Origin of the sequence: Formosa sp. A9, from assembly GCF_051200825.1 — a bacterium.
Taxonomy (GTDB): domain Bacteria; phylum Bacteroidota; class Bacteroidia; order Flavobacteriales; family Flavobacteriaceae; genus Formosa.
The window spans coordinates 1,189,268-1,201,550 of the sequence record NZ_CP195158.1 but is presented as its reverse complement, the minus strand read 5'-3'; the positions used below and the strand labels follow the sequence as shown (position 1 = coordinate 1,201,550).

The window sequence follows — 12,283 nt, the reverse complement described above, 5'->3', positions numbered from 1 at the left end:
CATGAAACGTAGCTATATCCTTATCCTTGCCCTAAGCTTTTACTCTATGCTTCAAGCACAGCACCCCAAACCTTTGGATACTATTTTTGCAAACGATTACCAGACCGTAGGACTATTTTTTCAACATCCCATAAAGCAAGGCATTACGGGATCTAAACATTTTGTTTTCAGTTACAATCGAGAGCAGAGCGAATATTTTGGTTTACTACAAGCGAGCCCAGGTAAGGATAGCAACCTTCTATTGATCAGTCAATCAGGAGAGGTCTACGCTTACTATTTAAAATACTGTAAGGAATTGAAGGTCTATAATTACTTCATTTCTGGGACATCGGCCATAGGGTATGCCTACCCAAAAACAGATCCCATACCAAAAGACAGCCTTCGCCCCTTATCGGTTCCTATCTATGACGTGATTTGTCAAGAACTAATAAACACCTTATCCCAAGCCCCAATAAAAACCAGAAAAAAATACGATGTCTCCATGAGCCTTCAAAACATAGTATACCGTCAAGGGGTGCTTTACTTTGTTTTGGATCTACATAATGCATCAACATTAGACTATACCATTAATTATTTAGAAGTAGCCATTACCATTAAAAAACGTGGGCAACACAGTTCCATGCAAAAATCCATATTAAAACCCGTATATACCTACCAACTCCCGAAAATGTTAAAGCAACATAAAAAAGCAAGGGTAGTCTATGCAGTTCCTAAATTCTCGATATCCAAAGCCCGTGAGATACTTATCACTCTAAATGAGGCCCATGGAGAACGCCATCTTACTTTGGCATTAAATCACAAAATCATCAATCAGCCTCATTAGCAGTACTCCACTATTTACACCAACAACAACTAAAAACATATTAAAACACATTTGAGGTAGAATCAAATGTATTCTTGAGTTCGCACTGTTTACAAATATTCCTAAAAGATGACGTTCTCTTAAAACTTGGTAAATGGTTTTTCCTGTTTTGTGGCTTTATGTTTTCATGCAAATTTGTTTCTGAATTTTATGTTAGACTTAAACTTTATAATGTTATTAATATTCTCCATCAAATCGCCCTTCCCTAATTTGCACAACATTACCCTTGCTATCAATGGCATCAAACCAAAACGTGCCACTAATAATGGCCTTATCGAAATCATGATGGGTGATAGTCAATTCTCCAGTAATAGTAGAAGTTGTTTCAAAAAAATTTTCTCTAGGAGGAGGGGTGGCACCAATGGAATATGAAGCATATTTACCGTTTGCTTCATGTTGACTTAGCTGATAAGTTTGCCCCTCTTGAAGATTTTCGTTCAAAGAAGCTATATTGATTATTCTGTCAACATTTGCTTTCTCATTACCTATACCCAATCCAAAATTTAAACCGTCGGTATAGAATAAATGAAAAATTAGCCCTGATCCCTTCGGAAATATGGCTTCACCATCCACCAAACAACCAGCAGTATTGGCTCCCGTTTGGGTGGCAGGGGGTAATTGGTCTATAGGGGTTTCGGGTTGATCGTCGTCGTTACAACAGGCTGTTAAGGATAAACTCAACAATAGGTATAAAATATAATGCTTCATAATTTTGTTTGAGATTAAATAATTGTGAGATATTGTTTAATTTGAATTCCTGAATTCGCACTGTTTACGAATATTCCTAAGTGATGAAGTTTTCTTAAAACTTGGTAAATGGTCTTTCCTGTTTTGTGACTTTATGTTATCATGGGAAATTTGTTTCTGAATTTCCTGTTAGACTTAACCTTTATAATGTTATCAATACTCTCCATCAAATCGCCCTTCCCTAATTTGCACAACATTACCCTTGCTATCAATGGCATCAAACCAAAACGTGCCACTAATAATGGCATTGTCAAAATCGTGATGGGTGATAATTAATTCTCCTGTAACAATTGAAGTTGTTTGATATTCTTTATTTGTAAAATCTGGATATTGAATAACATACTCCCCAAATTTTGAATCTATACCATAACCAACAAGTTGGTAAACTTGACCTACTTCCATAGACTCATTATATGACGCTACATGAATAACCCTGTCTATATTATTTTTCTCATTACTTACTAAAAGACCAAAATCTTCTCCATCATTATAAAATAATTGAAATGTTAAATTTCGTCCTTTTGAGTATATAGCTTCACCATCCACCAAACAACCAGCAGTATTGGCTCCAGTTTGGGTGGCAGGAGGTAATTGGTCTATAGGGGTTTCGGGTTGGTCGTCGTCGTTACAACAGGCTGTAAAGGATAAACTCAACAATAGGTATAAAATATAATGCTTCATAATTTTGTTTGAGAATAAATAATTGTGAGATATTGTTTAATTTGAATTCTTGAAAAGACTGTTTACCTAGTAAATAGTCTTTTCTGCTTTGCGCTTTATCATAGGGAATTTGTTTTTGAATTTTAGGTTTTATATATTCTTTAATATTCCATGTCGAAACGACCCTCTCTGACTTTAATAATTTTGTTCTCATTAACTTCTCCATTATAATATTCAGAACTATTAAATTGAGCATCAAACCAAAAGGTACCACTCAATATGGCCTTATCAAAATCGTGATGTGTAATAACTAATTCGCCTATTATTGTTGATTTTGTTTTATAATTAAACGTATATAAATCAGGAAGTGGATATTGAATATAGTACCATCCAAATTTTGAGGTTCCATCTATCTCCTCCCGAAGTTCATAAGTTTGACCAACTTCTAATTGTGTGTCTCCTATATATATGTAGATTTTATATGTGATTCCATCAATTTTTCTTGATATCACAATCGAAAAATCTTTTCCATCAAGGTAGTTACAAATTAATGGTTGCATACTCTTGTTATTAGGTAAAAAAACTTCACCATCCACCAAACAGCCAGCAGTGTTGGCTCCAGTTTGCGTTGCTGGTGGGAGTTGGTCTAATGGGTTTTCGGGTTGGTCGTCGTCGTTACAACAGCCTGCTAAGCTCAAACCCAACAATAGGTATAAAATATAATGCTTCATAAAAGTTTAATTGGTATAATTCATATCGAAACGGCCATCGGTAATATTGATTTCGTTGCCGTCATCATCTAAAACTGTAAACTCAAACGTTCCTGAAATAATAAAGTTCTTTGGGTCGAAGTTTGTTATGGTTAATGTGCCTGGGAGTTCCTCGGATGAAGTTCCACTATAAGTGATTCCTCCTCCTATATTATATTTACCATAATATTTCCCTTCACTTTCCTCGTATAAAGCATAAGTGGTTTCTTCTATTATAAAAGGAGTATCAATAGCACCAATGGAAATTGATTGCAAAGTAGAACCTCCTCCATTGCTACCACTAATATTCAAGGTATAAGCCCCATCTACAAATTGATAAAACGCCTTAGGCGCATTACGACCAAATATTGGTGGCACAAATGGTTCGCCATTAATTAAGCAACCAAAAGTTTGTTCGCCGGTTTGCGTAGCAGGTGGTAATTGTTCTTTAGGGTTTTCGGGTTGGTCGTCGTCGTTACAACAGCCTGCTAAGCTCAAACCCAACAATAGGTATAAAATATAATGCTTCATAATAGTTTAGTTGGTATAGTTAAGATCGAATCGACCTTCCGAAACTTGAATTATTTCTCCTGTATTAATTTCTTCTGCTTCAAATTCAAATGTTCCAGATATAATAAAATTATCTTCATCGAATTTTGATATATTAATTATGCCACTATGAACTATTGTAGTTGTATATTCCGCATTTATCCCTCCACCTAAAAGATATCTAGCATAAAAGGCTGGATTATCCTTATCCTCCTGCGTGAATGTATAAGACATATTCTCCTTGATTGAAATTGCATCAGCACCAATACCTAAACTTTTTAATGGACTGGAATTAATTGATGCAGAAATTCCTAAAAAATAAGCACCATCTACAAGCTGATAAAACGCCTTTGGCGCATTACGACCAAATACTGGAGGCACAAATGGTTCACCATTAATTAAGCAACCAAAAGTTTGTTCGCCTGTTTGGGTGACAGGAGGTAATTGGTCGATAGGATTTGTTGGTTGATCATCATCTTCACTACACGAGTATAATGTTGTTAAGACTGTTAAAATTAATAATAATTTTTTCATAGCTTGGTTTACTTTTTTAATGATTTCTTAAAAAATTAGATAAGTTAAGATTCTATAATTGTTTACCATCTGTCGGTCTTTTTCAATTCACTTATTGACTTTTTTAAAATTAAATCTAAAGTTGTTCTATCTGAATACCTATTTTTATAAAAAATCCCGTAGATGTTCTTTAGCGAAGACAAGTTCATTATTGGGTTTTCATTTAGAATCAACAAACTTGCTTCTTTACCTATATCGACTGATCCTGTTTTATCAAATATATTTAAACACTTTGCAGAATTTACCGTTGCTGTTTTTAATATTTGAAAAGGAGATAACCCTGCATCTTCTAGACGATTAAGCTCATCATACAGACCAAAGCCTGGTACAATATAGATGTTAGAGTCACCGCCAGCTATAATAAGCTCTGGGGCTACGGCATTTATATTCTCTACTGCTTTTATTCTATTGGTATAATCTGTCACATTTTTATTTTTTGAAATATATCGTTCTTTCCAAATTTCAAGAATATTATTTGGTATAAATCTACTATACTCTTCTTTATTTAAAATTTGATTTTCCTCTATAATTTTATCCGAAATATAATACCAATTTAAGGTAGGGCACATATATATATTTCTAGTTATAAATTCCTTTAATGAAGATAAATCCAAAGAATCATTGTGTATAAATCCACCCAAATGTTCAACTGTTTTATAATTAGCCTTATAAAACAAACTCTTAGGAATATTAGGGAGATAATGTCCTGCTAATTCTATATTATACTTTTCAGCAGACGTAACTATATTTTTAAATACTGTAGAATCTTTAACACTTAGTATTTTTGTGAAATCATAACCATCTATCGCATATTTTGAAAAGAGAGAATCTACTTCCTCGCTATCAAAGTCCAATTTTCTGCTTATTGTAGGTGATGAAAAATAAATACTTGGATAGTAATATTTATCTGAAAGCCCCTCTTTAATTTTTGAATAACTATCCACTGCCCGCATTGATCTAACCAAGCTTATACCATTTGCAAAATACATTGGTAAAATTGTTTTGCTTAAACCATCAGGAATATGCACATGCATATCTATAAGAGAAGGCATTACAAATTTACCTTCTGCATTAATTTTTTCTTTTATGGTATAAGCATTATAACTTTTTTTATGATTACTAATACCGAAGATCTTCCCTTCTTTGATTAAAATATCTTTATTCTCTTCAATAGCTTCATTCTCAACAGAAATTATGCTAGTGTTACTAATTAATAAATCAATCGTCTCCTTCTCTTTACAAGAAACTGCTGCAAACATAGCTGATAGAAGCAATAATATTACGCCTATATTTTTCATTGGCTTTAATAAATTTATATATAGAGAGACGCTTCATTACATGTGTTTCCTATTAAAACATCATTTTTACCGTCTTCCAAAAATTTCTTACCTATAGCAGGATTACTTAAATTTTCAAATGTTTTACCCATCCGGAATTTCAAAGGGTTTCTATAGTTTTAATATGCACCCCATGGAAACAATCATCTTGACAATCATTAAAATAATATCCACAAGCTGAAATCATCCCATCGTTATCACTTTTAAAAACCGAATTTGCATTATCCCTCTTTATTAACCATTCGTATTCAGCTTTGATATATATAGCATCTAAGGTTACAGCGGTAAATGCGCTTGTATGCTCATGCTCGAGACTGTTGATTTCATTTTCATTTTCAGTCCATTCCAATTGGTCTACTGGAATAAAATCTTCTGCCCCATTTGTGTATCTAAAAGCACGTCCAATTATTACGCCTTTAGACACTGTAATAGTAGTCTCCCAACCATAAGTAGTAAAAACTGAACCTCCATTTACGGTATATTTATATGAATTATTTGATGATGATTTAAAATTCAACCAAGCATTTCGGCTATTTTCAAAATCACTTTGATAATTAAAACCATCATCTGAAGAACAAGATGAAATTATGCTACTTAATAACAATAAACTAATAATAAGAATTCTGCTTTTCATGTTTTTAATATTTTATAAACCTATTTTCTTAGTTTGGTAACATTTAAAATTGACGATAATGGTTTCGGTAAGACATCGGTGCGGTAAGACTCTAAATAAGCATAGAATTTCAATAAGGAATTCAGCTGCGATCAGCTAGATACATCATTCTCATAAGCCATTTTTTATTCGTTTATAAGTGCTATTTTTTCGTTCACTTTATCAATAAAAATATGTAAATAATCAGGAACATTATCTTTGACTTGGTCAATTCTCCAACGTTTTAAATTCCCATTTTCTGAATATTGAATAAATAATCCTCCTCCGTCAGTACAATCTGGACAACCAAAAACTGTTTCATTCTGATTGAGAAGTTGATTAGGGAAAAAATCCGTTATGTTTTTAACTTGTTTAAACAAATCATGTTCTAATTCAACAAATTCGGCATTCTCTCCGTTGTAGTCGTCAACTGTATCTTCAAAAAGCGATGTATCGGTTAGTTTAAATGTTTCTACACATTTTTCTCCAAAACATTCTCCATAAAAATGCCCAAAAACAAGAAAATTTTGTTCGTTGGTATTGAATTCGTTATCATCATCACTACTGCAAGACAACAAAATGCCAATTGTCAAAAACCCTAAAATTATTTTTTTCATAAGTACTATTTATTTGTAGATAATAGAAGTTCTATTTGGTTGCGTTATATTGGCTACAACCTATTTTAAATGGGTTCGTAGATAACTTGCCTTCCTACCCAACCCAATTTTGAATTTTATCTTGTAAAAAAGGATATAAATTGAAAACGCAAAGACAACGAATTTGTTTAATCTAAGACTATTAGTTTTGATTAAACAAAATTTCCTTATTACTCGATTTTGGTATTTTTACAACTATAAAAGGCTGGTTAATGACATCGTACCCCTGGTTAGTTGTTGTCTTCTTATAGTTTACAATAACTTTGGTTGATGTTTCTTGAATTGTAGTCATTGTAAAAGTATAAAATGTTCTTGCCCTTATACTGTCAAAAATAGCCAGAACCATATCAGAACTAAAATCGATATCATTATCGAATGTATTTGTTATCTTACTATAAGAATCCATTTTTGTAGTAAGTGCACTCCACGAAGCTGAATCTTGTATTATTAAGTTCGATGGTTCAATTTCCTCCTGTCCATTTCCATATAATTCACCTTCTCCAATTATGGAATAGTTGACTTCATCGGTTATGTCATCATCTTCATTGCTACAAGATACTAGTACAAGAGTCAAAAAAAGTAAGTATATCCAATTTCTCATAATGTTATTTATTTATAAGATGCTTAATTTCGGTTTTGGTTGCGTCAAAATTATACACAACAAATTTCACCTATGAATTGTTTACTTATACCTTTTTCTGATTAGTGCTAAGAAAATTTTTCAATTCTTCGACAGAAAAATTTTTTAATAAAATTTTTCCATTGTTATCTAATAAAAAATTTGCAGGAACAGCATTAATCATAAGTTTTTTAGAAAAATCTCCATTTTCATCAAGAAACTGATTCCACGTTAATGTTTTATCCTGTATAATCCTCTCCCAATTTTCAGCAGTTCGTTCTGAATCTGTGGAAATTGCAATAATGTCAAAATAATTTCGATCTGTTGTTTCATACAATTCCTTCAAAGCAGGAAATTGTTTTATGCAAGGTTCACAATTACTTGCCCAGAAATCGACAAGAGTGTACCGCGAAGGAAGTTCTTTAAATGAAATTGACTTACTAACACCTTGATATTCTTTAAGAAATGCATCTGGTAATATTCCATGTATTGAAGTAATACTAGCTATTTTCAATTTGGATTCTAATGCTTTACCACAATAAGTCTCTTTTAAATTAAAGGATAAGTGACTATATGCAGTATGGTATATTTCTTTAAATCCGTATATAGTAAAGTTTCTTGCAATTAACCACATGGCAACTACTGAGGAAGGGTACTCTTTTACGTAATTCAGTAGGACTTCATCTTTTTTTTCTCTAATTTTTCTTCTTCCGTTTCGAATCTGTTCTTTTTTTAAATCTGAAATTGAATCATTCCATTGGCTTTTTAATATTTCATCTCTTTCTGTTAACTTTTCCGTACGTGGCAAATATTTATATAAATATTCATCGTTAGTTTTAGAATTAATAACTTTTGGGGTTATATTCATACTTAACGTATCGATCAATAAAGTCTGCTCTACTTCATCAAGAAAAAAGAGGCCAGAGATACCTCCTGTGTTGGTGATGAAATAAAAGGCATGGGGCACATTCATTTCCCCTTCTATTTCAAACCTTTTGTTATAAACTTTAGTAACCTCTTTATTAAATTTATAATCATAGAAATCACCTGAGATAAATCCACTTGCCAATGCTAAGTCTTTAACACCTTCAACTGTAATCGTACCGTTTAGACTGAATTTTTCTTCTAAATTTTTACAAGAAAAAATATTAAGAAAAATTATAATACTTATAAATTTATTTTTTGACATAAAATATTTTTCAAATTAATCATTACTATTTTAGTAGGAAAATCTAGTACACTACAACTTATAACCTATTAAAAAGCCAAATTGAAGGAATTATTAATGTTCCTATTAGCATTAATTCTTATTTTTTTTTGATACGCCATATTCATGACACACTTATCATATTTAGAAATTTTACTTTCATACGACTAAATATCATTGTCAGATAAATGAACTTAAGAATAACATGAGCATTATCAAAAAAAAAAAAAATCATATATCTCAACAACTGTCATTTTAACATCTATGACCATTTAATTTCAATTTATAGTTCATGAATATATTAATGAACGGATCAAATTTATTCTGAGAGCGAAATAAGATTAAAAAAAATGAAAATCGAAAGCTATTAAGTCTAGATTCATGAATGTAGAGTGGTATATTTATGAAAACAAGGTATAGATAAATGCTCCTGTCTTTGCAGTCAATAAAACAGCTAAACACATTTAACCCTCGATATTTAAACTTTACACACTTAGTGAGATACTTCCTTTTTATTCATTTAAAATCCAATCCATGATAAATTTGCATAATTATAAAGTGTCATTCCTTTAGTAAATTTGATATCCCATATTAGATTAGATAACCTTCAAAACCAATAAAGGGTTAAACGCAAGAATAATTGCTAAAGGTTTAGAGAAAAACTGTAAAAGTATTACATCTGTTAGAGATAAATTCCTTATTAAAAATTATGATGTTAAAGTTGAATTTATAGCTTCAGCACTATATCTTGCGACGGCAATTAAAACTTAGTTATCAAGTTATATACATAAATCGATAAACAGAATATTTCAAACGATAGATTGATGAAGTGCGCCCTGATTATTACCCTATTCCTTTATTCTACTCTTTTAAACCTTCTTTTTGGACAAATTCAAGATATTCAACTATCAGAGGAATATGATTATAATATCTTAAAAGAAAAGATTAAAAATTGTAAATCGGATACCACATGTCTTCTTCAGAATATAAAAGCATATGTAAAAAAAGCTAAAAGCCATAATGATACTTTTAATCTGATATCAGGATACAAATATTATATAAAACACACGAAAAGAACACAGTATAAGGACAGCGTAGTAAACCTATTAAAAGAATCCAAAAACAAGAAGCAGTTTTTATCAGAATTATCCGAAGTATATTATGTTTTAGGAGGTATTTATTACGATAGCAGAGAATACGATAATGCATTGACTTATTATTTAAAATCCAAAGCGCTTTCAGATAACACAGATGTAGACTTCAATATTGCATTAATTAAATCGAGATTAGGGTATTACCAAGAAGCTCTAACGATTTTTAAACATGCTAAAAATGAATTTATAGAAAAAGAAAATTATAATGACTATCTAATTTCCCTATACGCCATAAGTGATGCTTACAGACATTTGCAAGCATTAGATTCTGCAATTTTATACAATAATTTGGGCTTAAAAGAATCCGTTCATTATGACAAACAAGAACTTATCCCCTATTTTAAACTGAATGAAGCCTGTATTAATTACGACAATTTTGCTTATCAAAAGAGTTACGATAGTCTCAAAAAAGTAAGGCCTAAATTTATAAATAATAAAGACCTATCTAATTTAGCGATGTGCTATTATTTTATGGGTATGAGTGCAAAGCAATTAAATCAAACAAAAGATTTTGTAAATTCCTTTGTAAAACTAGATTCCATAACATACCTCATTAATGATTTAGAACCTGAATTTCGAAACGGATATGAAGCCTTAATAGATCATTTCCATAAAAATGAAGATGTCGCTAATGAATTAAAGTATGTTAGACGCTTACTTGAAATAGATAATGTACTTAACAAACGTTATAAAAATTTAACACAACGACTTAATAAAGAATACAACACCCCAATTCTATTAAAAGATAGAGATCGACTAGTTTTAAGTTTACAAAAAGAAAAAAAGTCATATTTATTTTTTATTTTCTTTTGCGCATCACTCATTTTGTTACTCTTAATTTGGATACTATATAAGAGACGCCACTATAGAAAAAAATTACAGGAACTTTTAGAAGAAGACACAACGACTCCTAAAAAAGACATCGTTAACACAAAATCAGATTCTAAATCCTTAAATATAAAAGAAGAAATAGTCCTAGAAGTTATAACCAAACTAAATGATTTTGAAAAGAACAAGGGCTTTTTAAATTCTCAAATAAAGATTAATAGCCTTGCTAATGAATTAAATACGAATGCTAACTATTTATCCAAAATCATCAATCACCATAAAGGGAAAAGCTTTTCAAATTATCTTAACGACTTACGGATAACCCATTGTATTTCCCGATTGAAATCGGATCCTGTTTTCAGAAAATATACCGTAAAAGCAATTGCGGAAGAGTCTGGATTTAACTCTGCTGAATCATTCTCGAAATCATTTACTAAAATAACAGAAATAAAACCTTCTCTTTTTATTAAAGAACTGGAAAAAAGGGAGTAAATTACTAACTATATATAACACAAAGAGCTTTTCAAAAAATGATATTATCCCTTAATATTTTAACTAACAACTACCGAAAAATATATTCCGAAAGAATTTCTATTTTTAAATAATTAATTGTGATAAGACATATCTAAAATTAAACTTACTGCATTTTTAATTCTCCGCATCCCTTCGGGTTCGTTAATATCAATTTCACAGAAAGTTGTGTCGGTCGATTTAGCATGTAATACCATATAATAGATACCAGCAACCAATAAAGCAGATATGGCGCGTATATCTGTTTTATTGTCTTGTAGCTCTTTATCTATTAATTCAAATACTTGACTGCCTAACTGTTCTCTCTCATCACATACTTCATACATGATTTTTGATTTTTTACTTATTTCCCATAAAACAAGTTTTTGCATCTCTGGGCTATTATAAAAAAAATCTAACTGATTTTGTAATAGATTATTTAACAACTCCTTCGTTTCTTCACCCTTGTTTTCTGAGATCATTTCTTTCGTTATCCCCGAGGCTTCAATCCAATAATCTTTACTTCTAACATAAGTTTCAACTAATTCATCTACAGATTCAAAATACGTGGTTATAAGACGACGGCTTAATCCAGCGGCGTTGGCAATATTGGTTGCAGTCAATCCTATATAGCCTTTCGTTTTAAGCACCTTTCCAACTGCGCTTATAAGCTTTTGTTTTGAACGCTCTTTATTATTAATTTCTCCTTGATATGTTTTTCTCACCCTATTCATCGTTTGTTTTAATCCTCATGAAAATAAAAAATATTCTTATAAAAGATAAAGGCTACATCAAATAAATTCTTCAACCAAACCTGTAAAGTTAAAAACAATCATTTTTTAGTAGAAATATTCAACTCCTGATTGACATATTCAAAACCGTTTAGTGCTTTATCCAAATGTTCTATAGTGTGGGTTACCATAAGACTAAAGAAAAGCTGATAACAATGATGAAAAGAAACATCTATGTTTTCGGTTAGTGAATGTTATATCATATCGTTGATATACAATCTCTAATATAATTTTCAACAATTTACCTGTAAAATTATCCCATTAACGGGAAAATTTTATATAATTGCATAAATAAAGAACTTAAAAAAGAAAATAAAAATTTCACTTAATGTCTTTAGTATGGCTAGAGTGATATGGTAAATCTACTGTTTTTAAAATTTGGCCTATTT

At 31.0% G+C, this 12,283-nt stretch carries 13 protein-coding genes; 2 read left to right on the top strand and 11 right to left on the bottom strand.

Annotated elements, in window-relative coordinates; translation table 11 throughout:
* Position 1 precedes the first annotated feature (1 nt).
* Positions 2-823, top strand: a complete 822-nt coding sequence (locus ACR9EA_RS05235) for a DUF4138 domain-containing protein (RefSeq protein ID WP_435138445.1) — start codon at positions 2-4, stop codon at positions 821-823.
* A gap of 216 nt (positions 824-1,039) precedes the next feature.
* On the opposite strand, the gene ACR9EA_RS05230 is transcribed toward ACR9EA_RS05235, so the two are convergent.
* The 10 genes from ACR9EA_RS05230 to ACR9EA_RS05185 all read right to left on the bottom strand — a co-directional run bounded on the left by ACR9EA_RS05230 (position 1,040) and on the right by ACR9EA_RS05185 (position 8,593).
* Entirely contained in the window at positions 1,040-1,570 is a 531-nt protein-coding gene (locus tag ACR9EA_RS05230) for a DUF6252 family protein (RefSeq protein ID WP_435138443.1), read from the bottom strand.
* A 192-nt stretch (positions 1,571-1,762) separates the two neighbouring features.
* Positions 1,763-2,290, bottom strand: coding sequence for a DUF6252 family protein (locus ACR9EA_RS05225; protein ID WP_435138441.1), 528 nt, complete (start codon positions 2,288-2,290; stop codon positions 1,763-1,765).
* A 140-nt stretch (positions 2,291-2,430) separates the two neighbouring features.
* Positions 2,431-3,000 (bottom strand): hypothetical protein, encoded by a 570-nt coding sequence (locus ACR9EA_RS05220; protein ID WP_435138439.1) that lies wholly within the window; start codon positions 2,998-3,000, stop codon positions 2,431-2,433.
* A 6-nt stretch (positions 3,001-3,006) separates the two neighbouring features.
* Positions 3,007-3,549 (bottom strand): hypothetical protein, encoded by a 543-nt coding sequence (locus ACR9EA_RS05215; RefSeq protein ID WP_435138437.1) that lies wholly within the window; start codon positions 3,547-3,549, stop codon positions 3,007-3,009.
* 6 nt (positions 3,550-3,555) lie between these two features.
* Complete coding sequence (locus tag ACR9EA_RS05210; protein WP_435138435.1) at positions 3,556-4,101, bottom strand: DUF6252 family protein; 546 nt, start codon at positions 4,099-4,101, stop codon at positions 3,556-3,558.
* 62 nt (positions 4,102-4,163) lie between these two features.
* The gene (locus ACR9EA_RS05205) at positions 4,164-5,438 is read right to left on the bottom strand and encodes an amidohydrolase family protein (RefSeq protein ID WP_435138433.1); all 1,275 of its coding nucleotides are present in this window, start codon (positions 5,436-5,438) and stop codon (positions 4,164-4,166) included.
* 139 nt (positions 5,439-5,577) lie between these two features.
* Positions 5,578-6,111, bottom strand: coding sequence for a hypothetical protein (locus tag ACR9EA_RS05200; RefSeq protein WP_435138431.1), 534 nt, complete (start codon positions 6,109-6,111; stop codon positions 5,578-5,580).
* Positions 6,112-6,275: 164 nt separating this feature from the next.
* The gene (locus tag ACR9EA_RS05195; protein ID WP_435138429.1) at positions 6,276-6,746 is read right to left on the bottom strand and encodes a hypothetical protein; all 471 of its coding nucleotides are present in this window, start codon (positions 6,744-6,746) and stop codon (positions 6,276-6,278) included.
* A 181-nt stretch (positions 6,747-6,927) separates the two neighbouring features.
* Positions 6,928-7,359 carry a hypothetical protein gene (locus ACR9EA_RS05190; RefSeq protein ID WP_435138427.1) on the bottom strand — a complete coding sequence of 144 codons (432 nt, stop codon included), beginning with the start codon at positions 7,357-7,359 and terminating at the stop codon, positions 6,928-6,930.
* Positions 7,360-7,471: 112 nt separating this feature from the next.
* Positions 7,472-8,593 carry a thioredoxin-like domain-containing protein gene (locus ACR9EA_RS05185; RefSeq protein WP_435138425.1) on the bottom strand — a complete coding sequence of 374 codons (1,122 nt, stop codon included), beginning with the start codon at positions 8,591-8,593 and terminating at the stop codon, positions 7,472-7,474.
* An 842-nt stretch (positions 8,594-9,435) separates the two neighbouring features.
* Between ACR9EA_RS05185 and ACR9EA_RS05180 the strand changes: the two genes are divergently transcribed.
* The gene (locus ACR9EA_RS05180; RefSeq protein WP_435138423.1) at positions 9,436-11,085 is read left to right on the top strand and encodes a helix-turn-helix domain-containing protein; all 1,650 of its coding nucleotides are present in this window, start codon (positions 9,436-9,438) and stop codon (positions 11,083-11,085) included.
* A 113-nt stretch (positions 11,086-11,198) separates the two neighbouring features.
* On the opposite strand, the gene ACR9EA_RS05175 is transcribed toward ACR9EA_RS05180, so the two are convergent.
* Complete coding sequence (locus tag ACR9EA_RS05175; protein ID WP_435138421.1) at positions 11,199-11,828, bottom strand: TetR/AcrR family transcriptional regulator; 630 nt, start codon at positions 11,826-11,828, stop codon at positions 11,199-11,201.
* Positions 11,829-12,283 lie beyond the last annotated feature (455 nt).

Coding starts and splice junctions, on each gene's coding strand:
- ACR9EA_RS05235 (WP_435138445.1), top strand. CDS start 2: ATGAAACGTAGCTATATCCTTATCCTTGCCCTAAGCTTTTACTCTATG.
- ACR9EA_RS05230 (WP_435138443.1), bottom strand. CDS start 1,570: ATGAAGCATTATATTTTATACCTATTGTTGAGTTTATCCTTAACAGCC.
- ACR9EA_RS05225 (WP_435138441.1), bottom strand. CDS start 2,290: ATGAAGCATTATATTTTATACCTATTGTTGAGTTTATCCTTTACAGCC.
- ACR9EA_RS05220 (WP_435138439.1), bottom strand. CDS start 3,000: ATGAAGCATTATATTTTATACCTATTGTTGGGTTTGAGCTTAGCAGGC.
- ACR9EA_RS05215 (WP_435138437.1), bottom strand. CDS start 3,549: ATGAAGCATTATATTTTATACCTATTGTTGGGTTTGAGCTTAGCAGGC.
- ACR9EA_RS05210 (WP_435138435.1), bottom strand. CDS start 4,101: ATGAAAAAATTATTATTAATTTTAACAGTCTTAACAACATTATACTCG.
- ACR9EA_RS05205 (WP_435138433.1), bottom strand. CDS start 5,438: ATGAAAAATATAGGCGTAATATTATTGCTTCTATCAGCTATGTTTGCA.
- ACR9EA_RS05200 (WP_435138431.1), bottom strand. CDS start 6,111: ATGAAAAGCAGAATTCTTATTATTAGTTTATTGTTATTAAGTAGCATA.
- ACR9EA_RS05195 (WP_435138429.1), bottom strand. CDS start 6,746: ATGAAAAAAATAATTTTAGGGTTTTTGACAATTGGCATTTTGTTGTCT.
- ACR9EA_RS05185 (WP_435138425.1), bottom strand. CDS start 8,593: ATGTCAAAAAATAAATTTATAAGTATTATAATTTTTCTTAATATTTTT.
- ACR9EA_RS05180 (WP_435138423.1), top strand. CDS start 9,436: ATGAAGTGCGCCCTGATTATTACCCTATTCCTTTATTCTACTCTTTTA.